The organism is Sanguibacter sp. TS_SC_8, assembly GCF_055361235.1.
Genome location: NZ_CM143955.1, coordinates 1,586,695 through 1,610,847, shown reverse-complemented (window position 1 = coordinate 1,610,847; position 24,153 = coordinate 1,586,695). Strand labels below are relative to the sequence as shown.

Annotated in this window: 22 protein-coding genes; 4 read left to right on the top strand and 18 right to left on the bottom strand. The window is 70.9% G+C overall.

The features are described from left to right. Window positions 1-26: 26 nt before the first annotated feature. The 3 genes from ACWA15_RS07300 to ACWA15_RS07290 all read right to left on the bottom strand — a co-directional run bounded on the left by ACWA15_RS07300 (window position 27) and on the right by ACWA15_RS07290 (window position 2,155). The gene (locus tag ACWA15_RS07300) at window positions 27-281 is read right to left on the bottom strand and encodes a YlxR family protein (protein ID WP_464058886.1); all 255 of its coding nucleotides are present in this window, start codon (window positions 279-281) and stop codon (window positions 27-29) included. Window positions 282-420: 139 nt separating this feature from the next. Then, window positions 421-1,617 carry a transcription termination factor NusA gene (nusA, locus tag ACWA15_RS07295; RefSeq protein ID WP_464058885.1) on the bottom strand — a complete coding sequence of 399 codons (1,197 nt, stop codon included), beginning with the start codon at window positions 1,615-1,617 and terminating at the stop codon, window positions 421-423. Window position 1,618: 1 nt separating this feature from the next. Beyond that, a complete protein-coding gene (locus tag ACWA15_RS07290) occupies window positions 1,619-2,155 on the bottom strand; it encodes a ribosome maturation factor RimP (protein WP_464058883.1) in 537 nt (178 codons plus the stop codon). A 283-nt stretch (window positions 2,156-2,438) separates the two neighbouring features. On the opposite strand from ACWA15_RS07290, the gene ACWA15_RS07285 reads away from it, so the two are divergent. Then, window positions 2,439-3,515 (top strand): ferritin-like domain-containing protein, encoded by a 1,077-nt coding sequence (locus ACWA15_RS07285; RefSeq protein ID WP_464058881.1) that lies wholly within the window; start codon window positions 2,439-2,441, stop codon window positions 3,513-3,515. Window positions 3,516-3,794: 279 nt separating this feature from the next. Here ACWA15_RS07285 and ACWA15_RS07280 read toward each other — a convergent pair whose 3' ends face one another. The 12 genes from ACWA15_RS07280 to rpsB form a co-directional block, all read right to left on the bottom strand. Then, window positions 3,795-5,570, bottom strand: coding sequence for a proline--tRNA ligase (locus tag ACWA15_RS07280; RefSeq protein ID WP_464058880.1), 1,776 nt, complete (start codon window positions 5,568-5,570; stop codon window positions 3,795-3,797). A 72-nt stretch (window positions 5,571-5,642) separates the two neighbouring features. After that, window positions 5,643-6,521: a GNAT family N-acetyltransferase gene (locus ACWA15_RS07275; RefSeq protein ID WP_464058879.1), complete on the bottom strand. Its 879-nt coding sequence runs from the start codon at window positions 6,519-6,521 to the stop codon at window positions 5,643-5,645. 66 nt (window positions 6,522-6,587) lie between these two features. Next, complete coding sequence (gene ispG / locus ACWA15_RS07270) at window positions 6,588-7,721, bottom strand: flavodoxin-dependent (E)-4-hydroxy-3-methylbut-2-enyl-diphosphate synthase (RefSeq protein ID WP_464058878.1); 1,134 nt, start codon at window positions 7,719-7,721, stop codon at window positions 6,588-6,590. Between the two features lie 95 nt (window positions 7,722-7,816). After that, window positions 7,817-9,133: a M50 family metallopeptidase gene (locus tag ACWA15_RS07265; RefSeq protein ID WP_464058877.1), complete on the bottom strand. Its 1,317-nt coding sequence runs from the start codon at window positions 9,131-9,133 to the stop codon at window positions 7,817-7,819. Between the two features lie 93 nt (window positions 9,134-9,226). Beyond that, entirely contained in the window at window positions 9,227-10,417 is a 1,191-nt protein-coding gene (dxr, locus tag ACWA15_RS07260; protein ID WP_464059438.1) for a 1-deoxy-D-xylulose-5-phosphate reductoisomerase, read from the bottom strand. A gap of 55 nt (window positions 10,418-10,472) precedes the next feature. Then, window positions 10,473-11,024: a DivIVA domain-containing protein gene (locus ACWA15_RS07255; RefSeq protein WP_464058876.1), complete on the bottom strand. Its 552-nt coding sequence runs from the start codon at window positions 11,022-11,024 to the stop codon at window positions 10,473-10,475. Beyond that, the gene (rlmN, locus tag ACWA15_RS07250) at window positions 11,021-12,112 is read right to left on the bottom strand and encodes a dual-specificity RNA methyltransferase RlmN (protein WP_464059437.1); all 1,092 of its coding nucleotides are present in this window, start codon (window positions 12,110-12,112) and stop codon (window positions 11,021-11,023) included. The genes ACWA15_RS07255 and rlmN overlap by 4 nt, the downstream gene beginning before the upstream one ends. A gap of 182 nt (window positions 12,113-12,294) precedes the next feature. Continuing rightward, window positions 12,295-13,149 (bottom strand): phosphatidate cytidylyltransferase, encoded by an 855-nt coding sequence (locus tag ACWA15_RS07245; RefSeq protein WP_464058874.1) that lies wholly within the window; start codon window positions 13,147-13,149, stop codon window positions 12,295-12,297. Continuing rightward, complete coding sequence (gene frr / locus ACWA15_RS07240) at window positions 13,149-13,706, bottom strand: ribosome recycling factor (RefSeq protein WP_464058873.1); 558 nt, start codon at window positions 13,704-13,706, stop codon at window positions 13,149-13,151. The genes ACWA15_RS07245 and frr overlap by 1 nt, the downstream gene beginning before the upstream one ends. Before the next feature lie 80 nt (window positions 13,707-13,786). Continuing rightward, window positions 13,787-14,554: a UMP kinase gene (gene pyrH, locus ACWA15_RS07235; protein WP_464058872.1), complete on the bottom strand. Its 768-nt coding sequence runs from the start codon at window positions 14,552-14,554 to the stop codon at window positions 13,787-13,789. A 127-nt stretch (window positions 14,555-14,681) separates the two neighbouring features. Continuing rightward, on the bottom strand, window positions 14,682-15,521 hold the full coding sequence (tsf, locus tag ACWA15_RS07230; protein ID WP_464058871.1) for a translation elongation factor Ts: 840 nt from the start codon (window positions 15,519-15,521) through the stop codon (window positions 14,682-14,684). A gap of 90 nt (window positions 15,522-15,611) precedes the next feature. Beyond that, window positions 15,612-16,634, bottom strand: a complete 1,023-nt coding sequence (gene rpsB / locus ACWA15_RS07225; RefSeq protein ID WP_464058870.1) for a 30S ribosomal protein S2 — start codon at window positions 16,632-16,634, stop codon at window positions 15,612-15,614. Window positions 16,635-16,988: 354 nt separating this feature from the next. On the opposite strand from rpsB, the gene ACWA15_RS07220 reads away from it, so the two are divergent. The 3 genes from ACWA15_RS07220 (at window position 16,989) to ACWA15_RS07210 (ending at window position 20,712) form a co-directional block, all read left to right on the top strand. Continuing rightward, on the top strand, window positions 16,989-17,696 hold the full coding sequence (locus tag ACWA15_RS07220; protein WP_464058868.1) for a M23 family metallopeptidase: 708 nt from the start codon (window positions 16,989-16,991) through the stop codon (window positions 17,694-17,696). Between the two features lie 374 nt (window positions 17,697-18,070). After that, window positions 18,071-18,817, top strand: a complete 747-nt coding sequence (locus ACWA15_RS07215) for a cohesin domain-containing protein (protein ID WP_464058867.1) — start codon at window positions 18,071-18,073, stop codon at window positions 18,815-18,817. Between the two features lie 65 nt (window positions 18,818-18,882). Continuing rightward, entirely contained in the window at window positions 18,883-20,712 is a 1,830-nt protein-coding gene (locus ACWA15_RS07210; RefSeq protein ID WP_464058865.1) for an amidase family protein, read from the top strand. Between the two features lie 130 nt (window positions 20,713-20,842). Here the strand turns inward: ACWA15_RS07210 and whiG are convergent, their stop codons facing one another. The 3 genes from whiG to dprA all read right to left on the bottom strand — a co-directional run bounded on the left by whiG (window position 20,843) and on the right by dprA (window position 24,153). Then, complete coding sequence (whiG, locus tag ACWA15_RS07205) at window positions 20,843-21,793, bottom strand: RNA polymerase sigma factor WhiG (RefSeq protein WP_464058863.1); 951 nt, start codon at window positions 21,791-21,793, stop codon at window positions 20,843-20,845. A gap of 17 nt (window positions 21,794-21,810) precedes the next feature. Next, a complete protein-coding gene (locus tag ACWA15_RS07200; RefSeq protein ID WP_464058861.1) occupies window positions 21,811-22,743 on the bottom strand; it encodes a tyrosine recombinase in 933 nt (310 codons plus the stop codon). A gap of 201 nt (window positions 22,744-22,944) precedes the next feature. Beyond that, a complete protein-coding gene (gene dprA, locus ACWA15_RS07195) occupies window positions 22,945-24,153 on the bottom strand; it encodes a DNA-processing protein DprA (RefSeq protein ID WP_464059435.1) in 1,209 nt (402 codons plus the stop codon).

The following is a 24,153-nucleotide window of genomic DNA, read 5'->3' as shown; positions in this document are numbered from 1 at the left end:
GAGTACTCATCGGGTGCCCATCGGCTTCACAACCCGCTTCCTTGTCGACGTGTCGTGCTCGCGTGGGACACGGATCCCAACGCTTCGGTCAAGTCACTCAGCTCGATGTCCTTCGACGCACGGAGCGCCCGAGGGAACGCCTTGCGCCTGAGAGCAAGCGCTCCGCAGTCAGCGGAGGCGTGCAACCAAGCACCACGTCCCGGCAGCACACGCCGGAGATCCGCCACGACACCAGAGGTGGTGCCGTCAGCCTCGCTCCGACCCGCGACGAACCGGATCATCTTCGCCTGGTCGTCACGGCGACGACATCCCAGGCACGTACGAACTGGCCCGCTGCCCTCGAGAGAACTGATCGAGGGATCAACAGACCGAGCGGATACGCCAGAGGATGTCGGGTTTCGTGACCCAGACTCCGACAGTCTACCGCGCCGACCCACCGCGTGTGACCTCTTCCTCGTCGGAGGTGCCAGGTTCGCCCGTTCCGGGAGCCCCGCCGTCGGACCGGATGTCGATCCGCCAACCCGTGAGCTTGGCGGCGAGACGGGCGTTCTGCCCCTCCTTGCCGATCGCCAGGGACAGCTGGAAGTCAGGGACGACGACGCGTGCGGCCCGGGCCTCGGCGTCGACCACGGTCACCGACGTCACGGTGGCCGGGGACAGGGCGCTGGCCACGAACGCGGCCGGGTCCTCGTTGAAGTCGACGATGTCGATCTTCTCCCCGTGCAGCTCGGCCATGACCGCGCGCACCCGTTGGCCCATCGGGCCGATGCAGGCACCCTTGGCGTTGACGCCGGCCACCCGGGCACGGACCGCCATCTTGGACCGGTGCCCGGCCTCGCGGGCGATCGCGACGATCTCGACCGATCCGTCGGCGACCTCGGGCACCTCGAGCTCGAAGAGCTTCCGGACGAGGTTGGGGTGCGTGCGGCTCAGCGAGATCTGCGGCCCCTTCATCCCGCGCGAGACGTCGAGCACGTAGGCCCGCAGCCGCTCACCGTGCACGTAGTTCTCCGTCGGGACCTGCTCGTGCGCACCGAGGACCGCCTCGGTCCCGCCCACCTCGACGAGGACCATCCGCGGGTCGCTGCCCTGCTGGATGACACCGGCGATGACCTCGCCCTCCTTGTCCCGGAACTGCCCCAGGACCTGGTCGTCCTCCGCGTCGCGCAGACGCTGCAGGATCACCTGGCGGGCCGTCGACGTGGCGATCCGGCCGAAGTTCGTCGGGGTGTCGTCGAACTCGGGGCCGAGGGTCCGGATCATCCGCGGGACGAGGGCGGCCGCGGCCGCAGCGGCCTCGGCCGCGTGGTCCCGGTCGAGGTCCGCGTCGTCGTCAGCGTCATCGGTGTCGTCATCCGCGTCGTCGGCGGCGTCGGTGTCTGCGGGGTCAGCAGCGACCGGGGCCGTCCAGGACGGGTCCACGATCTCGTACTCCTCGCGGGCCCACACCGTGACGTGCCCGGACTTGCGGTCCACCTCGACGCGCGCGGTGCGCTGGGCGTCGGGGGTGCGCAGGTAGGCGAGCGCGAGCGCCTGCTCGATCGCCGAGATGAGGACGTCGAGGCTGATGTCCTTCTCACGCTCCAGCATGCGGAGCGTCGTCATGTCGATGTCCATCTCAGGCCTCATCATCCATCTGGTCGGAAGAGTCCGACCCTTCAAAATCTACGAATTCACTCTCATCGATCGCGTTCGCGCGCTTGAGCTCGACCTCGACCAGGCCGGTGGCCACGTCCGCGAAGGGGACCCGCTGGTCGCCGTCGTCGAAGACGAGCGTGTCGGCCTCGACTGCGGTGAGACGGCGGGTGAACGTCGTGCCGTCCTGGAGCGTGACCGCGACCATCCGGGTCCGGGCCCGCTTGAAGTGGCGCAGCTCGGTCAGCGGGCGGCTCGTGCCCGGGGTCGACACCTCGAGGGTGAAGACGCCCGGCAGCACGGGGTGCACGTCGAGGAGGTCGGAGATCTCGCGGGAGACCTCGGCGACCCGGTCCAGGCTGAGCGCCCCCGACTCGTCCTCGCCCAGGTCGACGACCACGCGGACCACGGTGCGCGCGCCCGCGGGCGCGACCTTGACCTCTTCGAGGACCAGGCCTGCGTTCTCGACAGCGGGGCGAACCGCCTCCGCCACCTTGTCTGCGGTAGAAGATGCCACCATCAGTTCACTCCCGTCGGCTCCATGGCCCACCGGGCATGGATCAGACCGGTGTGTTGTTGTCACTACAGACGACAAGACTACCGAGTCCAGGACCCGGTGCCGCACCGCCTCCCCGTGGCGCGCGGCCAGCGGCCCCGCTCCCACCCGGGCACACCAGAACATGACATCATCGTGGGCGATGAACACCGCACCGCACTCCCCCGCCTGTGCCGCACAGACCCGCGGATCCATCCCGGTCCCGGACCTCGGCTCGCCCCGTCCGCGCGCGCGGCGAACGAGCGTGATGATCAGCACACTGCTGACCCTGCTCATGCTCAGCGGCTGCGGACTGCGGCTGGAGGGCCCCACCCCGGCCGAGCCCGCGCCCGACGCCGACGAGGTCTCCCGGCAGGCGATGGTCGCCGACGCGACCGCGATCCACGCCGCCGCGCAGGACGCTCTCGCCGTCACCGCACCGGACTCGGACGCGGCTGCGTCGCTCGAGCAGATCATCGCCTTCAGCGAGCTGCACTCGACCGCCCTGGGCGGGGTGTACTCCTCCGGGATCGACCACGGCGCCGACGACAGCGGCGAGGACGGCGCCTTCGACGGCGCCACCGACGAGGGGCAGACACCGCTCGAGCCGGGCTCGATCCCCTCCTCCGACGGCACCACGACCGCCACCCCGGATCCCACGCCCACAGCCGCGCCGGAACCGGTCCCGGGGTCCTCGGCCGAGGTCGTGGCGCTGCTGTCGCAGTCGGCCTCCCGGGCACGTGGTTCCCTCATCACCCCGAGCGACCCGGCCCTCGCCCGGCTGTACGCCTCGATCGCGACGTCACGGCTCGAGAGCGCGCGCTCCCTCGCTGCTCTCACCGGCGTGGACTTCCTCGCGCCGGAGGGGTTCACCACGGACATGCCGGAGACGTTGCCGCTCAACCTCTCCGCCTCCGACCTCGCCACGGTCGTGCGCAGCGAGGACGCCGCCGGCTTCGCCTACGAGGTGATGGCCGCTCGCCTGTCCGACGCCGCCCGTACCCTCGCGGTCGACCGCGCCCGGGTGCACCGCGAGCGGGCACAGACCTGGGCCGAGCTCGCCTCCCTCAACGGCACCGCGACCGATCCACGCCAGGTCGCCTACACGCTGCCGACCGCGGCCGACGGCGGGTCGGCCGTTGCCACCCCCGAGACGATGACGGCGCTGGCGATCCAGCTCGAGGAGACCCTCGCCACGACCTACGCGACCCTCACCGGGCAGGTCGACGCAGACCACCGCGCCGCCATGGCCGACCTCCTCGTCGACTCGCGGGCGGGCGCCCGGGCCTGGGGCGCGCCCCTCGTGCCGTTCCCCGGGATGCCCGAACAGGTCACCACCCCCTGACCCACGCGCACCCCGCCCGCTGGACACGAACGCTCGACACGCGTGCGCTCTGCACGCGACCCCGACGGTCGCGCGATCCCGACGCCGAGCTCGTGAACCAGTCGCCGAGCTCGTGAGCCCGGGCGGTCCCTGAGCGCGGAAGCCGCCTCGCTCACGAGTTCGCGAGGGGGCTGCCGAGAGGTCGACAACGGAGACGACTCTGCCGCGACCCGATGGGTCGCGGCAGAGTCGTCGATCCGGTGTCACCGGTCCATGGCGCGGGGCGCGCCGAGCCTGGGGCTAGAGCGACTCGATGAGCTCGGCGATCCGGTCGCTGGCCTGCTCGAGCGGGACCTGCTCGGCCTCTCCACCCACCCGGGGACGGACCTCGATCACGCCGTCGGCCAGGCCGCGGCCCACCACGACGACCAGCGGCACACCGAGCAGCTCGGCGTCGGCGAACTTCACGCCGGGCGAGACCTTCGGACGGTCGTCGTAGAGCACCTCGAAGCCGCGTGAGGACAGCGTCTGGGCGATCGACTCCGCCGCCTCGAAGACGGCCGGGTCCTTACCGGTGGCCACGACGTGCACCTGGGCGGGAGCGACGTGAGCCGGCCAGGCCAGGCCCTTCTCGTCGTGGTTGGCCTCGGCCAGGGCCGCCAGCGCACGGGTCACGCCGATGCCGTAGGAACCCATCGTCACGGTCACCTGCTTGCCGTTGACGTCGAGGACCTTGAGCCCGAGCGCGTCGGCGTACTTGCGACCCAGCTGGAAGATGTGACCGATCTCGATCCCGCGGGCGAGCTCGAGCGGCCCGGAGCCGTCGGGGGCGGGGTCACCGGCGCGCACCTCGGCGCACTCGATGAACCCGTCGGCGACGAAGTCGCGGCCGGCCACCAGGTCGAAGACGTGCTTGCCGGCCTCGTCGGCGCCGGTGATCCAGGACGTGCCCGCAACCACGCGGGGGTCCAGCAGGTAGCGGATGGCCTTCTCGTCTCCGGAAGCCACCCGGCCGAGCGACTTGGGTCCGATGTACCCCTTGATGAGGGTGGGGTTCTTGGCGAAGTCGCCGTCGCCGGCCGGCTCGACCTCGGCCGGGGCGAGAGCAGCCTCGAGGCGCTTGAAGTCGACCTCGCGGTCCCCGGGCAGACCCACGACGAGCAGCTCCCGGGCGCCGTCCGGCTGGGTGAGCGCGATCACGACGTTCTTGAGGGTGTCTGCAGCGGTCCACCCACGCCCGTCGGCGCGCGGGTGGTCCGCGTTGGCGAGGTCAACGAGCGCAGCGATGGTCGGGGTGTCGGGCGTGGCCTCCACGTGCGCAGCAGGCGCGCCGGTGAAGTCGATCTCCTCGGGGACCACGGTCACCACGGCCTCGACGTTGGCGGCGTAGCCGCCCGGTGACCGGACGAAGGTGTCCTCACCGATCAGCGTCGGGGTGAGGAACTCCTCGCTGCGCGAGCCGCCCATCGCCCCGGAGGTCGCCGCCACGATGACGTACTCGAGGCCCAGGCGGGTGAAGATCCGCTCGTAGGCGCCGCGCTGGGCGAGGTAGGAGGCCTCGAGCCCGGCGTCGTCGATGTCGAAGGAGTAGGCGTCCTTCATGATGAACTCGCGACCGCGGATGAGGCCGGCCCGCGGGCGTGCCTCGTCGCGGTACTTCGTCTGGATCTGGAACAGCGTGACCGGCAGGTCCTTGTACGAGGAGTACAGGTCCTTGACCAGGAGGGTGAACATCTCCTCGTGGGTCGGGGCGAGCAGGTACTCGGCGTCGCGGCGGTCCTTGAGGCGGAACAGGTTGGGTCCGTACTCGGTCCAGCGGCCCGTCGTCTCGTAGGGCTCGCGCGGCAGCAGCGCCGGGAAGTGCACCTGCTGGGCTCCGACACCCTCCATCTCCTCGCGGACAATGGCCTCGACCTTGGCCAGCACCCGCAGGCCCAGGGGCAGCCAGGTGTAGATGCCAGGGGCGGCGCGGCGGATGTAGCCGGCGCGCACCAGCAGGCGGTGGCTGGCGACCTCGGCGTCGGCAGGGTCCTCGCGAAGCGTACGGACGAAGAGCGTGGAGAGACGAAGCAGCATGGGCTGAGCCTAGTCGCTGCGGACCGCCCTCCCCGACAGACGAGACCGACGAGACCGGCGGGATCTTCCCGCTCAGAACAAGATCGTGGCGAACGTCCCGACCTGCTCGAACCCGACCCGGCGGTAGGTCGCCAGCGCCCGGGTGTTGTAGGAGTTGGCGTAGAGCGAGACGGTGGGCGCCACGTCCCGGTGGGCCGCCGCCACGACGGCCGCCATGCCCGGCTCGCTGTGCCCCTGGCCACGGTGGCGAGGGTCCACCCAGACCCCCTGGACCTGGGCGACGGCGGGCGTCACGGCACCGAGCTCGGCCTTGAACACGATCTCCGCCGTGGCGCTCGGCGCTCGGGCGATGAAGGCGTGCCTCGCCACCACGAGGCTGCGGACGCGCTGGGTGTAGGCGCGCCCGGAGTAGGTGATCGGTGAGTACCCGACCTCTTCCTCGAACATCGCCACGCACGCGGGCAGCAGCTCGTCGAGGTCGTCGAGGGTGGCGTGGCGCACGGCCGGGTCCGGCTCGACCAGGGGGTCACCCAGGATCTGCAGTGACGGCTGGTCCGGGCGGACCTCCCGGGCCGGGGACCACGCATGCTCGAGCCGCCGCCACAGGCCCAGCGCGACGTCGGCCGGGCCCACGATCGACGAACACTGGCGACCCTGCAAGCGCCCCTGGTGGGCGAAGGCGTCGAGGATCTCCGGGTCGGGAACGGGCACGACCGGGACGAGGTTCGCGCCCGCCCAGCACACGGCCACGAGCGGGCCGGTCGCCGGGAACCCCCACACCTGGCCCACGCCCCGGAGCAGCGGCTCGGCGACGATCGCCTCGATCCGCGTCGCGGCGAGCACCGAGGCGACCGGGTCCTGGGCGCAGACGGCGAGGGCGGCGGGCAGTTCCACGTCCTCGAGCACCCGCACGGCGGGTGAGCGCCGGGGCGCCGGCCACAACGACCTCATCACCCGTCCTCTCCCTCAGCCGCCGGTGCTCCGGCCTCCGGCACCCGGTCCGGCATCAAGTCCGGGTCAGCCGACCGTCACGGTCGCGCCGCCACCCTCGGAGGTCTTCTCCATGGTCGCAGCGATCCGCAGGGCCTCCTCGATGAGCGTCTCGACGATCATCGACTCGGGAACGGTCTTGACGATCTCGCCCTTGACGAAGATCTGCCCCTTGCCGTTGCCGGAGGCGACACCGAGGTCGGCCTCACGGGCTTCGCCCGGACCGTTGACGACGCAGCCCATGACGGCGACGCGCAGCGGGACGTCGAGGCCCTCCAGGCCCGCGGTGACCCGCTCGGCCAGGCTGTAGACGTCGACCTGGGCCCGGCCGCAGGACGGGCAGGAGACGATCTCGAGCTTGCGGGGGCGCAGGTTGAGCGACTGCAGGATCTGGATGCCGACCTTGACCTCCTCGACCGGGGGCGCGGACAGGGAGACCCGGATCGTGTCGCCGATGCCCTGGGAGAGCAGCGCTCCGAAGGCCGTCGCCGACTTGATGGTGCCCTGGAAGGCCGGTCCGGCCTCCGTCACGCCCAGGTGCAGCGGCCAGTCGCCGCGCTCGGAGAGCAGCTCGTACGCGCGGACCATGATGACCGGGTCGTTGTGCTTGACCGAGATCTTGAAGTCGTGGAAGCCGTGCTCCTCGAAGAGGGAGGCCTCCCACACCGCGGACTCGACGAGCGCCTCGGGAGTGGCCTTCCCGTACTTGGCCATCAGCCGCGGGTCGAGGGAGCCGGCGTTCACCCCGATCCGGATCGAGACGCCGGCGTCGCGCGCGGCGTCGGCGATCTGCTTGACCTGGTCGTCGAACTTGCGGATGTTCCCGGGGTTGACGCGCACGGCGGCGCAGCCTGCGTCGATGGCCGCGAAGACGTACTTGGGCTGGAAGTGGATGTCGGCGATCACCGGGATCTGCGACTTCGTCGCGATGGCCTTGAGGGCCAGCGCGTCGTCGGTGGTCGGGACCGCCACCCGGACGATGTCGCACCCGGCCGCGGTCAACGCGGCGATCTGCTGCAGGGTGCCGTTGATGTCGGTCGTCGGCGTCGTCGTCATGGACTGCACGCTCACGGGAGCGCCGCCACCGACGTCGACCTTGCCGACCTTGATCCGGCGGGTCGGGCGCCGCGGAGCGAGCACGGGCGGAGGGGCTTCGGGCATACCAAGGCTGATCGGAAGACTCACGGGACCAGTATCCCCCTCCGCGGGGCACATGCGGACCTCGGCGCCCGACACATGCAGGATCGCCCCACTCCTCACATGATCTGGATCGGTTTGACGATGTCCGCGTAGATGAGCAGCGCGCCCATTCCCGCGAGCACGACGAACACCCCGTAGGCGAGCGGCATCATCCGGGCGGTGTCCGCCGGCAGCGGGCGCGGCAGACCCCGCCAGCGGGCGACCTGACGCCGGCCTCCCTCGTAGAGGGCTCCGACCACGTGCCCGCCGTCCAGCGGCAGCAGCGGGATGAGGTTGAAGGCGAAGAGCGCGATGTTCAGGCCCGCGACGATCATGATGAGGTTGGCCGTCCGCATCGACATGTCGTAGCCGTCGACGTCGGCCGAGGCGACCTCACCTGCGAAGCGGCCGATCCCGACCACTCCCACGACCGAGGTCGCGTCCCGTTCCTCGGACCCGAACGCGGCCTGGGCGACGTCGACGAGGCGCTGCGGCAGAGTGATGATGACCTTGGCGGTCTGCTGCAGCTGCTCACCGATCATCCCCGGCACGACGGTCGCGGACTGCTGCACGAGGTCCCGGGTGGGGCCAATCCCGAGGAAGCCCATCGGCTCGGTGATCATCTCTCCGTCGGCGTCGAGCACGAGCTGGCCCGTGTCGTCGGTGATGGGCCGGTCGGCCACGACCGGTGTGACGGTCGCCTCCACGCGCTGCCCGGACCGCTCGACGACGACGGACGACGGCGCGCCACCTGACGCGGCGATGAGCGAGGCCAGCTCGTCCCAGTCGTCCACGGCCTGGCCGCCGAACTCCACGATCGTGTCGCCCGGCAGCAGACCCGCCGCGGCGGCGGGTGCCAGAGGGTCGGTGTCCGTGCAGGTGGCGTCGGACGGGGCGTCTGCGGCGAGCACGCACTGGGCGACGGTCGCCAGCGTGGTGGTCGGCCCCATCGTGCCGAAGCCGACGACGACGGAGGTGAACAGCACCACCGCGATGACGAGGTTCATCACCGGTCCGCCCAGCATGACGACGAGCTTCTTGGGTGCGGACAGGTTGTAGAAGGCACGGCCTTCCTCGCCCGGATGGATCTCCTCGGAGCTCGCGTCGCGGGCGGACTGGATGAGCTCAGCGATACGACCCGATCGGGCGGCGCGCCGCGGGTCGCCCGGAGGGTACATCCCGACGAGACGGACGTAGCCGCCCAGCGGGATCGCCTTGATGCCGTACTCGGTCTCCCCCCGGGTGCGCGACCACAGCGTCGGCCCGAAACCGACCATGTACTGGCTGACGCGCACGCCGAACTTCTTGGCCGGGACCATGTGCCCGACCTCGTGCAGGGCGATCGAGACAAGCACGCCGACGACGAGCACGAGCACACCCACGAGGTAGGCCATCTGTTCTCCTGATGCTGGGTGAGACCGGATCACCTCATGATGCCGGGTATTTCTGGGAGCTTGCCGAGAGCCCGCCCGTGGGGAGCTCGTCGGCTACCGCCGGGAGAGCATCTCGTGGGCCCGACGGCGGGCCCAGACCTCGGCGGCGAGCACCGCCTCGAGGGTGAGCGGTCCCGACGACGTGTGCTCGGCGACCACGCGCTCGACGGTGTCCACGATGTCGAGGAAGCCGATCCGACCCGTGAGGAAGGCCGCCACGCACTCCTCGTTCGCGGCGTTGTAGACGGCCGGATGGGTGCCCGAGGCCTCGGCGACCTCGCGGGCGAGGCGGACCGCACCGAAGAGCTCGGCGTCGAGGGGCTCGAAGGTCCACGATGTCGGGTCGGTCCAGGCGCACGGCGTCGCGACGCCGCTGAGCCGCTCGGGCCAGCTCAGGCCGAGGGCGATCGGCAGGCGCATGTCGGGAGGTGACGCCTGGGCGATCGTCGACCCGTCGACGAACTCGACCATCGAGTGGACCACCGACTGCGGGTGCACCACGACCGTGATGTCGCGGACCGCGACGTCGAAGAGGAGGTGGGCCTCGATGAGCTCGAGGCCCTTGTTCATCAGCGTCGCGGAGTTGACGGTCACCACCGGACCCATCGACCACGTGGGGTGCGCGAGCGCGGCGTCGGGCGTCACCGACCTGACGTCGTCGCGGGCCCACCCGCGGAAGGGACCGCCCGAGGCGGTGAGGATGAGCCGGCGCACCTCGCGAGGCTCCCCCGAGCGCAGGCACTGCGCGATGGCGGAGTGCTCGGAGTCGACCGGGACGATCTGGTCGCTGCGCCGCTGGGCGGCCTTGACCAGCTGTCCGCCCACCACGAGGGACTCCTTGTTGGCCAGCGCCAGGGACGACCCGGCGGCCAGGGCGGCCAGCGTCGGACCCAGGCCCACCGACCCGGTGATGCCGTTGAGCACGACGTCGGCTCCCGCACCCGCGAGGGACGTGGCGGCCTCGGGGCCGGCGAGGATCTCCACGGGACGGGCGGCGCGCCCGCTGGCCCGCTGGCGGCCGGCGATGAGGTCGACGAGCTCGGACCGGCGGGCCGCGTCGGCGATCGCGACGAGCGGCACGTCGAAGTCGACGACCTGCTCGGCGAGCAGGGCGAGGTTCGCGCCGCCCGCGCTGAGCGAGGCGACCTGGAACCGGTCGCGGTGGTGGGAGATCACGTCCAGGGCCTGCGTGCCGATCGACCCGGTCGACCCGAGCAGCGCCACGCTGCGCGACGCGGAGGTGATCGACGCCGAGCTGGTCGACACAGAGCTGGTCGACACAGAGCTGCTCGACACCGGGCTACTCGACACCGAGCAGGACCTCGACCGCGCGGGCGAAGAAGGCGTCGACGGGGGCCTCGGCGTAGCCGCTCTTCCCCTTGCGGCGCCGGAAGACGGCGCTGCGCACGTCCTGGGCAGCCAGGGCGGAGGTGCGGTCGAAGTAGGCGACGAGCCGCTGGCACAGGTCGTCGACGTCGTCGGTGTCGTAGGCGGGCGCACCGCGCTCGGCGCGGGCGAACCGGTCCCCGTCCGGTCGCCCCAGACGCCCGTAGAGGGACTGGGCGCGCGAGGCCAGGTCGGCCATCCACGCGTCCGACCCGCGGGTCACGGTGAACTCGTGCCGCTGGCGGGCGACGAAGGCGCTCTCCAGCCGCGCCAGCGCGGCGTCGACCTCAGCGGTGGCGTATCCCCCGCGGGTCAGGTCGAAGGCGCAGGTCTGGATGTCGCGGCTGGTCAGCGGCTCGGTCGCCGCCCCCTCGTAGACCTCGCGGGCATGGTCGAAGAACTCGTCGACCTCGTCGGTGGCGTACCCGACCCGGAGCCTGGAGACCGTGGAGAACACCTTCGTCATGACGCTTCCTCCGCCGCGAGCTGCCCGCACGCACCGTCGATGTCGCTGCCGCGGGTGTCACGGATCGTCGTAGGGATCCCGTGTGCGCGCAAGCGTGCCACAAACTCGTCCTCGACCGCCGGATCGCTCGCGGTCCAGATCGAGCCGGGGGTCGGGTTGAGCGGGATCGGGTTGACGTGCACCCAGCCCTTCCCGCGGGCGGTGAGCTTCTCACCCAGCAGGTCGGCGCGCCAGGCGTGGTCGTTCATGTCCTTGATGAGCGCGTACTCGATGCTCACGCGGCGTCCGGTGACCTCGAAGTAGTTGCGTGCGGCGTCGAGCACCTCGTCGACGGACCAGCGGGTGTTGATCGGCACGAGGTCGCTGCGCAGCTCGTCGTCGGGGGCGTGCAGGGAGAGCGCGAGGGTGACCGGGATGCCCTCCTTGGCGAGCTTGAGCATCGCCGGGACCAGGCCCACGGTCGAGACGGTGATGTTGCGCGCGGACATGCCCAGCCCGTCCGGGGTCGGCGCGACCGCCTGGCGCACGGTGCCCATGACGGCCTTGTAGTTGGCCATCGGCTCGCCCATGCCCATGAAGACGAGGTTGTTCAGCCGGGTGGGGCCGCCAGGGATCTCGCCGTCGGCGAGGGACTTCGCCGCCAGGCGGATCTGCTCGACGATCTCGGCGGTGGACAGGTTCCGGGCCAGGCCCAGCTGGCCGGTGGCGCAGAAGGGGCAGGCCATGCCGCAGCCCACCTGGCTCGAGACGCACAGCGTCGTGCGGTTCGTGTACCGCATGAGCACGGACTCGACCTTGACCTTGTCGTGGAGGTGCCAGAGCGTCTTGACCGTGGTCCCGCCGTCGGCTTCCATCGTGCGGATCTTGGTCAGCAGCTCGGGGAAGAGCTGGGAGACGAGCTGGTCCCGGCTTCCCTGCGGCAGGTCGGTCATGTCCTCGGGGTCGGCCGTGAGGTGCGTGAAGTAGTGGTTGGCGAGCTGCTTGGCCCGGAACGGCTTCTCCCCCAGCGCGGTGACCGCCTCGACCCGTTCCTCCGGCGTCATGTCGGCGAAGTGCCGGGGCGCCTTGCCGCGCTTGGGCGCGGCCATCGTCAGGGCGAGCGGGGTCTTCAGGCCTGCGGCTTGTGCAGCCGTCAGCCCGGTCGTCGCCGCAGTCTGTTGTCCAACCATGTTCACAATCCAGTCACTTGCCAGTCACGTGCAGAGAAGTTCGGGTGCGGTCACCGGTGTGCGGTGGCCATGACGCTGCCGGCGAGGGCGGCAGCGAGCTGTCAGGTCCCCACGCTCGGGGTGACCGAGAAGAGGAGGTAGACGAACGGGGCGGTCAGGAGCATCGAGTCGAGCCGGTCCAGCACTCCCCCGTGCCCGGGGAGCAGGGACCCCATGTCCTTCAATTCTAGGTCGCGCTTGATCATCGACTCGGCGAGGTCGCCCAGCGTCGCGGTGAGCGGGGTGAGGAACCCGAGGGTGAGACCGATCGCCGGGTTGATCCCGAGCACGAGCACCGAGCCCACGACACCCACCGCGAGGGCGAGCGCGAACGACCCGGCCAGGCCCTCCCAGCTCTTCTTGGGGCTGACCGACGGCGCCAGGGGGTGCCGGCCGAACCGGACCCCCGCGAAGTAGCCGCCCACGTCGCTGGCCACCGCCAGCAGGATGAACAGCAGCACCTGCTCGCGCCCGTTGTCCGCCGCCAGCATGAGCATCACGAAGCCCGCCATGAGCGGCAGGTACGCCGCCGCGAACACGCCGGCCGCGGCGTCCCGGACCGCGGAGATGCCACCGCCGTCCACCACCCGCCAGACGACGAGCCCGGCGACCGTGAGGATGAAGGACACCATGAGCGCCTCCGCGCCCGCCACGTACGTCGAGATGAGCATGCCGGCGGTACCGACCCACAGCGGAAGCAGCGGGATCCCCACTCCCCGCCGGCCCAGCGCGCGGGAGAGCTCCCACAGAGCGGCACCGATCGCGAGGATCGCGAAGCCGATGAAGGCCTCCTTGCGGAAGTACAACGATCCACCGACTGCGGCGAGCAGACCGACCCCGACCACGATCGCGACCGGCAGGTTTCTGCCGCCGCGCGTCGGGACGGGGACGGGCTCGGAGAATGCGGACTCTGTCATCAGACTTCGAGCAGCTCGGCTTCCTTGTTGCCCAGCATGACGTCGATGGCCTCGACGTGACGCTTGGTCAGGATCTCGAGCTCCTTCTCCGCGCGGGCGCCCTCGTCCTCGCCCGCCTCGCCGTCCTTGACCAGACGGTCCAGGGTCTCCTTGGCCTTGCGGCGGATGGCGCGCACGGACACCTTGGCGTCCTCGGACTTGGTCTTGGCGAGCTTGACGTACTCCTTGCGGCGCTCCTGGGTGAGCATCGGCAGCACGATCCGGATGACGTTGCCGTCGTTGCTCGGGTTGACTCCGAGGTCGGAGTCGCGCAGCGCGCGCTCGATGCCCGGCAGCGCCGTCTTGTCGAAGGGCGTGATGAGGATGGTCCGGGCCTCGGGGGTGTTGAAGGACGCGAGCTGCTGCAGCGGGGTCGGCGCGTCGTAGTACTCCACGACGATCCGGTTGAACATCGACGCACTGGCCCGGCCGGTGCGGATGCTCGCGAAGTCGTTCTTGGCGACCTCGATCGCCTTGTCCATCTTTTCTTCAGCCTCGAGGAGGGTCTCGTCGATCACCGGTACTCCTTCATCACGATTGAGCGCCACACGGTCCCGCGTGGCAGGGTCTCGGCTGACGCACGTCAGCCCGTCTGGCTTCAGTCTGCGGTGAGCAGCGTGCCGATCTTCTCACCCAGGAGCGCGCGGGTGACGTTCCCGGGGGTGTCCATCCCGAACACGCGCATGTGCACGTTGTTGTCCCGGCACAGGCTCAGCGCGGTGGCGTCCATCACGGCCAGGCCCTCGACGAGGGCGTCGGTGTAGGTGAGCGTGTCGAGCTTGATCGCGTCCGGGTTGGTCCGGGGGTCGGCCGAGTACACGCCGTCGACCCCGTTCTTGCCCATGAGCACCTCCTGGCAGTGGGTCTCCAGGGAGCGCTGCGCGGCGACGGTGTCGGTCGAGAAGTACGGCATGCCTGCGCCAGCACCGAAGATGACGACGCGGCCCTTCTCGAGGTGGCGGATCGCCCGCAGCGGGATGTAGGGCTCGGCGACCTGACCCATCGCGATCGCGGTCTGGACCCGGGTGCTCACGCCTGCCTGCTCGAGGAAGTCCTGCAGCGCGAGGCAGTTCATGACCGTGCCGAGCATGCCCATGTAGTCGGCGCGGGCGCGGTCCAGTCCCTGCTGGGAGAGCTCCGCCCCGCGGAAGAAGTTGCCACCGCCGACGACGATCGCCACCTGAACGCCGGCCGCGACGGCCTCGGCGATCTCAGCGGCGACGCGGCGCACGACGTCGGACGCCAGGCCGATCTGCCCGCCGCCGAACGCTTCGCCCGAGAGCTTGAGCAGCACCCGGCGGGCTTCGCCGGGGAGAATCTCGCCTGTGGTTGCGTCAGTCGTGCCCTGAGTCACTAGTGTTCCCATCCTGCGTTCGTGGCCAAGCAGTCGTCGAGCGGCGCCGTCCGGCGATGATCGCACGAGACGGGCCACTGTGTGCGGAAGCCCGGCCCGCAGATGCTGCGACGAGCCGGGCGACCGATCAAGGGTGTCCTCAGGCGCCGACGCGGAACCGCACGAAGGCGGTGGCGGAGCCGCCGACCTCCTCGAAGGTCTTCGCGACGGTCTTCTTCGGGTCCTTCGCGAGCGGCTGCTCGAGCAGCACGACCTCCTTGAAGAATCCGCCCAGGCGACCCTCGATGATCTTCGGGAGCGCTGCCTCGGGCTTGCCCTCGTTGCGCGAGGTCTCCTCGGCGATGCGACGCTCGCTGACGACCGTCTCGGCCGGGACGTCCTCGCGGCTCAGGAACGTGGGGGACATCGCTGCGATGTGCTGAGCGACGTCCTTGGCCACGGCTGCGCCGGCCTCGTCGGATCCGACGAGGACACCGATCGAGGGCGGAAGGTCCTTGCTCGTGCGGTGCAGGTAGCTCGTGACCTTCGGGGCCGAGAGGCTCGCGACGCGACGCAGGACGATCTTCTCGCCCAGTGTGGCTGCGGTCGAGCTGATGAGCTCGGCGAGGGACTGGCCGTCGGACTCGGCGGCCAGGGCTGCCTCGGTCTCGGTGGCACCGCTCGCGACGACTGCGGCGAGCACGCGCTCGGCGAGTGCGATGAAGTTGTCGCTCTTGGCGACGAAGTCGGTCTCGGAGTTCAGCTCGATCATCGTGCCGACCTCGCCGGCGTCGGTCGGGGTCACGACAAGAGCGACGAGGCCCTCGGACGTCGTGTTGCCCTCGCGCTTGCTGACGCCCTTGAGACCCTTGATACGGATGATCTCGAGCGCCTTCTCAGCGTTGCCGTCGGCCTCGTCGAGAGCCTTCTTGACGTCGAGCATGCCGGCACCGGTGCGCTCGCGCAGTGCCTTGATGTCAGCGGCGGTGTAGTTCGCCATAGTCTTAGTGTCCTTTTGCATGAGGATAGCGGGTTCTACAGATCGGGTGGCCGTCCGAGTGAACTCGGACGGCCACCCGGGACGCACTGCTTACTTGGCCTCGGCCTCGTCGGCAGGAGCCTCGACGACCTCGGCGGCGGCCTCAGCGGCAGGAGCCTCGACGACCTCGGCAGCAGGAGCTGCAGGGGCGGCGGGGACCGGAGCAGCAGGAGCAGCAGGTGCCGGAGCGGCAGGGGCAGCGGGGGCCGGCGCAGCAGGTGCTGCAGCAGCCTCGGCGACGACCTCGGCCGGAGCCTCGGCGACGACCTCGGCGGAAGCCTCGGTGGTCACAGCGGCCTCGGCGGCGGGAGCCTCGAGAAGCTCACGCTCCCACTCGGCGAGCGGCTCGGCAGCAGCACCGGCGTCGGCTCCGGACTTGCCGGCGTGACGCTGGATGAGGCCCTCGGCGACCGCGTCAGCGATCACGCGGGTGAGCAGCGCGACGGCGCGGATGGCGTCGTCGTTGCCGGGGATCTTGTAGTCCACGACGTCGGGGTCGCAGTTGGTGTCGAGGATCGCGACGATCGGGATGTGGAGCTTGCGCGCCTCGTCGACGGCCAGGTGCTCCTTGTTGGTGTCCACGATCCACACGGCGGAGGGGACCTTCGCCATGTCGCGGATGCCGCCGAGGGTCTTGGCCAGCTTGTCGCGCTCGCGACGCATGATGAGCAGCTCCTTCTTGGTGAAGGAGCTTCCAGCGACGTCCGCGAAGTCGATCTGCTCCAGCTCCTTGAGGCGCTGCAGACGCTTGTTGACGGTCTGGAAGTTGGTGAGCATCCCACCGAGCCAGCGGTGGTTCACGTAGGGCATGCCCACGCGGACGGCCTGCTCGGCGACGGGCTCCTGAGCCTGCTTCTTCGTTCCGACGAAGAGGATCGATCCGCCGTGGGCGACCGTCTCCTTGACGAACTCGTAAGCGGTGTCGATGTAGGTCAGCGACTGCTGGAGGTCGACGATGTAGATGCCGTTCCGCTCCGTGAAGATGAAGCGCTTCATCTTCGGGTTCCAGCGGCGGGTCTGGTGTCCGAAGTGGACACCACTGTCGAGGAGCTGGCGCATGGTCACAACGGCCATGGCACTTCCTTTCGATGCGATCCGGACTTGTGTCCCTCATCGCACGCATGTGTGGCGGTCCTCGCGGACCGCTGATCGGTTGATGACGCCTCCGAGACGGAGATCGTCCCTAGCACCAAGGGCGACGACGCCGGGTCTCCCCGGACCTCTGCCGTCGCACCTGACCGACAAGGCCGGACAACTGGTGCGTGAAGTCGATCGTCGAGCCGACCGCTCCGGGTGACCCCGGGCAGCACGAACATGACGATTGCATCTATCAGTCTACCCGACTTCATCCCTGTGGACGGCCACGTGCACGCACAGGTATGCCTGGTTCACCCCCGCCCGTCCGCAGCGTCGAGGCAGGATCGAGGCATGCGCCCCGCCCACCCCGCTCCCGGCCCCGACCCGCGTCCGCCCGCGGGCGCGGCGGCGGTCAAGGGCGCGGCGGCGGTCAAGGGCGCGCTGGCCCTCACACTGGTCCTGCTCCTCGCGGTGGCACCGGCCCCCGCGGGTGGGGTCACCCGTTCGGCCACCGACCCAGCCACCTTCCCAGCCACCTTCCCAGCCACTACCCCGAGTCCCGTCTCCGCCGCGCCCTTCTCCGCCCTCCCCTCGCCCTCCGGGTACGTCCTGCCGGTCCCCGGGCCGACGTCGGCGGCGGGGCGACCCACCCGGGCAGAGCTCCTCGAGCGGGGGGTGCTCGTGCGCGACTTCGTCGACCCGGGGCCGCGCTGGGGAGCCGGGCACCGTGGGGTGGACCTGGCTGCGGCGGCCGGGGCCCCGGTCGTCGCCCCCGCGGCCGGCACCGTGTCGTTCGTGGGTGTCGTGGTCGACCGTCCGCTCATCGTCATCACCCACCACGACGGCCTGCGGTCCACCCTCGAGCCGGTCATGAGCGACCTCGCGACCGGGTCCCGCGTCGGAGCGGGCGAGCGCGTCGGCTCGTTGGCACCCGAGGCATCCACCCACTGCGCGCCCGCCACCTGCCTGCACTGGGGGGTGCGACGAGGTGAGGTCTACCTCGATCCCCTCGTCCTGCTGGGCGCGGCCGAGGCCGTGATCCTGCTCCCGCGGGGGTAGCAGCGCCCCCAGCCGGCCTCCCGTCGCCCTCCGGTCCACCGCCAGGACCGGGTCGGCGTGGTCCCCGGCGACGCACCATCCGGTCGAGGTGGCACCCGGTCGAGGTGGCACCCGGTCAACGTGTTACCCAGCGGAAACGTCGATGAAACCGTTCTCGTCCGGCGCATGGATAGCGTCTGGCGCACCACACCCGAGCGGTCCGCTCGACTCCGGCTGGGCGACGATGCTCACCGTGGCTGAACCGCCGTCCGTCTGGGCGGGGCTCGGCCGCGACCTGCCCACGCCGGGCGTCGGACTCCGCTCCCGATCCGCGAAGGCAGGACTCCGACCTCATGCACCCCGATCTCCCGCGCCCCCGGCGCCACCGCACTGCGATGGCTGTCGGCAGTCTCACCCTCGCCCTCTCGCTGGTGAGCCTCACCCCCGCCGTCGCCGCCCCGACCGCCGAGGCCGTCACCCTCACCGCGATCCCGTCTGCCGCGATCGGCGACACGATCCTCGTCGGCGTCGACCTCACCGGGACCACCGACGTCTATGCCTACGAGGTGACCCTCACCTTCGACCCGGCCGTCCTCACCTATGTCCCGGAGAGCGCGACCGGACCCGCCGGGGGCTTCTCCTCCGTCGCACAGGGCACCGGCAGCGTCACTCTCGTCCACAGCCGGCTCGGCACCTCACCTGCCCTCACGGGCGACCTCGCCGCCTCGGCGTCGTTCACCGCGGTCGGCAGCGGCAGCGCCACCGTCCGTGCCACGACCGTCACCCTCGTCGACGCCGAAGGAGCCGACCTCCTCCTGGCGCCGGCCGCCGCGACGTCGACCACCGTCGCCGCCGCCGTCCCACCCACTCCCACCCCACCAGCGGTGACACCACCTCCCACCGGGACGGGGACCGGGACCGGGACGGGGACGGGGACGGGGACCTCGACGGTTCCGTCCACCCCCACGGCCACCTCCGGCACCGGCGCACCTGCCACCACCACGTCCGCGTCGACGACCCCGTCCAGGAACGGATCCCTGGCGCGCACCGGCTTCGCCGCCGGCACGGTGCTGCTGCTCGCCGGGGCCGCGATCGCCGCAGGTGTGCTGCTCCTCCGACGCCGGTCGGTGGGCTCACGATGAACGGCGTGAACCGCTCCCCCGAGACCAACCCCACCCGGACCCCCCGCTCCCAGAGGAAGAACTCAGTGATCTCACGACGCGCACGCACGACGGCCGCCGCGGCGACGGGCATCGTCTCGCTGCTCGCAGCAGGTACCGTCGGCGCCCTCCCGTCCGCCGCAGCACCGGACCCGACCCCCACGGGCGGTACCCTGCTCGCTCCCTACTACACCGAGCTCGACCTCACGGGCGACCGTCAGGTCACCCGGCCCGACCTCGCGTTCGTCGTCGACCATCTCGGGACGACGAGCACCGACCCGTCCTGGGCGGGCGTCTCGGTGGCCGACGTCGACGGCGACGCCACGATCACGGTCTCCGACCTCGCTGCTGTCTCCCACCGGATGATCTACGACGACGGTCCCTTCGAGATCGTCGAGGCGTCGACCGTGGACATGCAGGCCGCGATGAACGCCGGGGTCATCACCTCGGTCGACCTCACGCAGGGGTACCTCGACCGGATCGCCGCCTACGACTCGGTCGTCGTCCCCGGCGGCGTGCGACCGCTCAACTCGATCATCACCGTGAGCGACGTCGCCCTCCAGGCCGCCGCGGACGCGGACGCGATCCGCGCCTCCCAGGGCATGACGAGCATGCTCCTGGGGATCCCGGTCGCAGTGAAGGACAACTACAACACCCGGGACATGCCCACGACCGGCGGCTGCGGGTGCTGGGACGGGAACCAGACCACGACCGACGCCGCCATGATCACCGGTCTGCGCGAGGCCGGCGCCGTCGTCCTGGCCAAGGCCAGCCTCGACGAGTTCGCCTACGGCTTCGCCTCGGAGTTCTCCTCCTTCCAGGCTCCCGGCACCTCCTCGCTGGTCGCGAGCCCCTACAACACTGCGAAGACCGCGGGCGGATCGAGCGGCGGGACCGGTGCAGCCATCTCGGCCAACCTCGCCGGCATCGGTTTCGGCACCGACACCGGCGGCTCCATCCGGGTCCCGTCGTCCTACAACCAGCTCGTCGGCATCCGCCCGACGGTCGGTCTGGCCAGCAGAGACGGGATCATCCCGCTCGCCCTGAGCCAGGACACCGGTGGCCCCCTGACCCGCAGCGTGACCGACGCAGCGATCGCCCTGGACACCGTCGTGGGCGTGGACCCGGCCGACCCGGTCACCGCCGAGCAGGCGGGACACGTCCCGGAGTCGTTCACGTCCTTCCTCGACCCCGACGCTCTCCAGGGTGCGCGCATCGGCTACGTCCCCTCGATGATCGGCTCCAACGCCACCACGGTCCGCCTGTGGAACGAGTCCAGGGCCACGCTCGAGCAGCTGGGCGCGACCGTCGTCGAGATCGCACCGCCGGTGGGCTTCGCGGCCGTGCTCAGCGAGGGCAGCGGCAGCACGAACGAGTTCAAGCACGACCTCGCGGCCTATGTGGACACGCACCTGTCACCCGCGGTGACCAACCGTTCGATCGCCGAGATCCTGGCGTCGGGGAGCTTTGTGACCTCGCGGACGTCGGTCTATCAGCAGCGCGACGCCGTCACCGAGGAGACCTACCAGGCCTGGGCGGGTCCGACCGGATCCCACACCACCCAGATCGAGGCCGGTGCCACGCTCGTCACCGCGATGATGGAGGACCTGGACCTCGACGCGATCGCCTACCCCTCCGGCACGCCGTACGGCACGCAGAGCACCAACATGCGCCTGAGCCCCAACACGGGAATGCCTGCCGTGACGGTCCCGATGGGTCAGGCCGTCGCAGGGGACAGCACCACGACGGGCGCCGGGGTCAACCTCGAGCTCCTCGGGCTCAACTACGCGGAGGGCCCGCTGCTCGGGCTCGCGTACTCCTTCGAGCAGGCCACCCACGCGCGGACCGCCCCGGCGCTGTACGGCCCCCTGGGCTGAACCGCCCGACCGTCCGACCTGCGGTACCCGTGCCAGTCCCGGTCTCCCCGACACCGGGACTGGCACGGCGCGGCAGCGCGTCGCTGTCTCGGGGCCGCGGCCAGTGGCCGCGGGGCGCAGGGCCCTCGAGTCAGTGGCTCTCGCACTGGGTGAGCTTGGCCCGGAGCCGCACCATCGCGGCTGTGTGCATCTGGGAGATCCGGGACTCGGTGACACCCAGCACCCGGCCGATCTCGGCCAGGGTCATGCCCTCGTAGTAGTAGAGGACCAGCATGATCTTCTCGCGCTCCCCCAGCTGATCCATCGCGCGAGAGAGCAGGAACTTCGTCTCCTTCGCCTCGAAGGTGCCCGCCGGGTCGTGCATCCTGGCCCGTTGCACGGTGTCCAGCGAGCTCACCTGGTCCATCCGCTCTCCGCCGCCCAGCACCTCGTCGAGGGCGACCAGGTTCACCGTGGAGACCTGGCTCTGGATCGACCGCAGGTCCGTCAGCGGGATCTCCATGTGCGCCGCGATCTCGTCGTTCGACGGCACGCGGTGCAGCGTTCCCTCGAGCTCGGCCTGGGCACGGTCGACCGCCCGCGCCTTGGACCTCACCGACCGCGGGATCCAGTCGGCAGCGCGCAGCTCGTCGAGGATCGCTCCGCGGATCCGCGAGTTCGCGTAGGTCTCGAACTTCACGTCCCGGCCGATCTCGAACTTCTCGATCGCATCGATGAGACCGAACATCCCGTAGGAGACGAGGTCCGCGTGCTCGACCGAGCTCGGGAGCCTCATGCCGACGCGTGAGGCGACCATCGCCACGAGCGGTGCGTAGTGCAGGATGAGTCGCTCACGCAGGGCTGACACCTTCGTGGCCTTGTACTGCGCCCACACCGCGAGGATCGCGTCCGGCTGCCCGACGTCCCGGCGACCCGCGTCACCGGCGACGGCGTCTGCGCCGTTGGCGACCGGCGTCTTCTCACCGGCCCGCAGAGCGGCCCGGTCGAGTCGCTCGTGCAGCAGGCCGGACCGTGCCGGACGTGGCGTCGCCGGCGCGGCGATCTGCTCGTCGCGTGCCGCTGCCGCGCTCAGTGCTGTCATGGCGCTCTCGGACTCTCTCATGCGCGTGGGTGCGCAAGCTGATAGGACGACCGCAGGCGTTCAGCGGAGACGTGGGTGTATCGCTGCGTCGTAGCGAGGGTCGCATGACCGAGCACCTCTTGCACAGTGCGCAGGTCAGATCCGCCTTGGAGCAGGTGGGTCGCAGCGGAGTGGCGGAGGTCGTGCGGGGCCACGTCGTCGACCCCGGCGACGGCCGAGAGCCGGTGCACCGCGTCGCGCACCTGGCGCTGTCCCCAGCGCTGTCCCCGCTGGCCGATGAAGAGCGCGTCGGCGTCGTCGGCGCCGGCGAGCGCCGGGCGGCCACGGTCGAGCCACCCACGGATCGCGTGCGCGGCCGGGACCCCGAAGGGAACCACCCGTTCCTTGTCTCCCTTGCCGACCACGCGCACGGACCGCTGGTCGAGGTCGACGTCGCGCACGTCCAGGTCGACCACCTCACCCACGCGCGCGCCCGTTGCGTAGAGCAGCTCGACACAGGCCCAGGTGCGCAGCTCGGCGGGGCCGCCGCCCGCGGCGAGGTCGCGTGCCGCGTCCATGAGCGTCGCGGCGCTGTTCACGGCGAGCACCGTGGGAAGGACCTTGTGCAGGCGAGGGCTGGCCAGCCGCGCGGCGGGGTCCAGCTCCATGCGGTGCGTGCGGGCCGCCCACTCGAAGAACGTTCGCGCGGCCGCACCGCGGCGCGCGACCGTCGAGCGCGAGAGCTTGCGTGCGGCCATCTCGGCGAGCCAGCCGCGCAGCGTGGAGAGGTCCATCTGGTCGTAGGAGTCGACGCCGCGGGTCCTGGCGAAGGAGAAGAGCTGTTCGAGGTCCGAGGTGTAGGCCCGGACGGTGTGCGCGGACAGCCCCCTCTGCGCGCTCAGGTGCACGGCGAAGTCGCTCAGGACGGCTGGCGCGTCAGTGCGCTGCGAAGCCTCGGCTACCGAATGCATGCCATTACGGTGGCGTGTGTTGGCCCAGGTTTCAAGATGCGTCACGCTCCCAAGGGCACAAAGTCGCCCGATTTGCACCTTCTTGCGGTGGAAAATCACGGAAAATCAGCAGGCATCCGAACAAACTTCACCCGCTGTCAACTAGAGTGATCTACGTTTTCAGGATAACCTCCACGTCCGGACTGCGCGCCCCGTCCCACGTCAGAGCCGCCTCCACCCGGCTCCGTCCCGCGCGGCGAGACCCAGCAGCTCCAGCCGGCCGATCCCCGCCATCCCCTCCGCCGGACTCACCCCGGCCGCCCGCACGATCCCTTCCAGCTCCGCCCCCCGGCGCACCGGCAGCGCCTCGTAGACGAGGGCGGTCACGGCATCGAGCCCATCCTGGGGGCGGCGCGCTGCAGCGTCCCTGGCACGCTCACCCTCCCGGGCACCTCCCCCGTCCTCCCCCAGCGCACCGGCCAGCTCCACCACCTCCTCGGTGTCGGTGACGCACACGGCCCGCCCCTCGCGCAGCAGGCGATGGCACCCGGCCGACGCCATCGACGTCACCGGACCCGGGACCACGCCGACCGGTCGGAGCATCTCGACGGCGAGAGCGGCGGTGGCCAGCGAGCCGGACCGCCAGGCCGCCTCCACCACCACGGTCGCCGCACCGGCGGCCGCGATCAGCCGGTTGCGCTTGAGGAACCGCACCCTGCTGGGCACCGAGCCCGGCGGCACCTCACTGAGGACGAGCCCGCCGCCGTCGGCCACGGCTCGCAGCAGGTCGGAGTTGCCCGCCGGGTAGAGGCGGTCGACGCCACCGGCGAGGAAGGCCACGGTCGGTCTCCCGCCGGCGAGAGACCCCCGGTGCACGGCGGCGTCGATGCCGTAGGCCCCGCCCGAGACGGTCGTGAACCCCCGATCGCCCAGTCCCAGGCTGAGTTCCGCGGCCACGCGCTCGCCATAGTCGGTGCTCGCCCGGGCACCCACGAGGGCGACGGCCCGCTCGAGCGTGGCACCGACCTCAGCCCGGCCCCGGACCCACAGGCACATCGGAGCACTCGCGCCCAGGTCCGCGAGGCGCCGAGGCCATTCGTCGTGCTCAGGGACGACCAGCCGCCCGCCGAGCCGGGCCAGCACGGACAGCTCCCGGCGGGGGTCGAGCCCCACCAGGCGCGGCTGCCAGCGGGCGACGCCGCGTTCGATCCGCCGCCGGGCGACGGCGTCGTCCACCCCGAGGTGGGCGCACAGCCGCTGGACCCCGTGCACGATCGAGGACGCGTCGGTCATCGCCCGGAGCCAGCGCAGCGCCGCCGGTGCTCCCACCCCTGCCACGAGCGCCCCAGCCACCTCGTCCCCGGGCTCCACGATCCGGCTCCAGGCCGCCCGGGCCCACGTGATCTCCTCAAGGTCGGTCGGGTCCGCCAT

Bases quoted from the DNA above. Each gene is read 5' to 3' on its own strand.
- ACWA15_RS07300 (WP_464058886.1), bottom strand. From the start codon at position 281: ATGATCCGGTTCGTCGCGGGTCGGAGCGAGGCTGACGGCACCACCTCT.
- nusA (WP_464058885.1), bottom strand. From the start codon at position 1,617: ATGGACATCGACATGACGACGCTCCGCATGCTGGAGCGTGAGAAGGAC.
- ACWA15_RS07290 (WP_464058883.1), bottom strand. From the start codon at position 2,155: ATGGTGGCATCTTCTACCGCAGACAAGGTGGCGGAGGCGGTTCGCCCC.
- ACWA15_RS07285 (WP_464058881.1), top strand. From the start codon at position 2,439: ATGATCAGCACACTGCTGACCCTGCTCATGCTCAGCGGCTGCGGACTG.
- ACWA15_RS07280 (WP_464058880.1), bottom strand. From the start codon at position 5,570: ATGCTGCTTCGTCTCTCCACGCTCTTCGTCCGTACGCTTCGCGAGGAC.
- ACWA15_RS07275 (WP_464058879.1), bottom strand. From the start codon at position 6,521: ATGAGGTCGTTGTGGCCGGCGCCCCGGCGCTCACCCGCCGTGCGGGTG.
- ispG (WP_464058878.1), bottom strand. From the start codon at position 7,721: ATGCCCGAAGCCCCTCCGCCCGTGCTCGCTCCGCGGCGCCCGACCCGC.
- ACWA15_RS07265 (WP_464058877.1), bottom strand. From the start codon at position 9,133: ATGGCCTACCTCGTGGGTGTGCTCGTGCTCGTCGTCGGCGTGCTTGTC.
- ACWA15_RS07255 (WP_464058876.1), bottom strand. From the start codon at position 11,024: ATGACGAAGGTGTTCTCCACGGTCTCCAGGCTCCGGGTCGGGTACGCC.
- rlmN (WP_464059437.1), bottom strand. From the start codon at position 12,112: ATGGCCGCGCCCAAGCGCGGCAAGGCGCCCCGGCACTTCGCCGACATG.
- ACWA15_RS07245 (WP_464058874.1), bottom strand. From the start codon at position 13,149: ATGACAGAGTCCGCATTCTCCGAGCCCGTCCCCGTCCCGACGCGCGGC.
- pyrH (WP_464058872.1), bottom strand. From the start codon at position 14,554: ATGGGAACACTAGTGACTCAGGGCACGACTGACGCAACCACAGGCGAG.
- tsf (WP_464058871.1), bottom strand. From the start codon at position 15,521: ATGGCGAACTACACCGCCGCTGACATCAAGGCACTGCGCGAGCGCACC.
- rpsB (WP_464058870.1), bottom strand. From the start codon at position 16,634: ATGGCCGTTGTGACCATGCGCCAGCTCCTCGACAGTGGTGTCCACTTC.
- ACWA15_RS07220 (WP_464058868.1), top strand. From the start codon at position 16,989: ATGCGCCCCGCCCACCCCGCTCCCGGCCCCGACCCGCGTCCGCCCGCG.
- ACWA15_RS07215 (WP_464058867.1), top strand. From the start codon at position 18,071: ATGGCTGTCGGCAGTCTCACCCTCGCCCTCTCGCTGGTGAGCCTCACC.
- whiG (WP_464058863.1), bottom strand. From the start codon at position 21,793: ATGACAGCACTGAGCGCGGCAGCGGCACGCGACGAGCAGATCGCCGCG.
- ACWA15_RS07200 (WP_464058861.1), bottom strand. From the start codon at position 22,743: ATGCATTCGGTAGCCGAGGCTTCGCAGCGCACTGACGCGCCAGCCGTC.
- dprA (WP_464059435.1), bottom strand. From the start codon at position 24,153: ATGGCGGACCCGACCGACCTTGAGGAGATCACGTGGGCCCGGGCGGCC.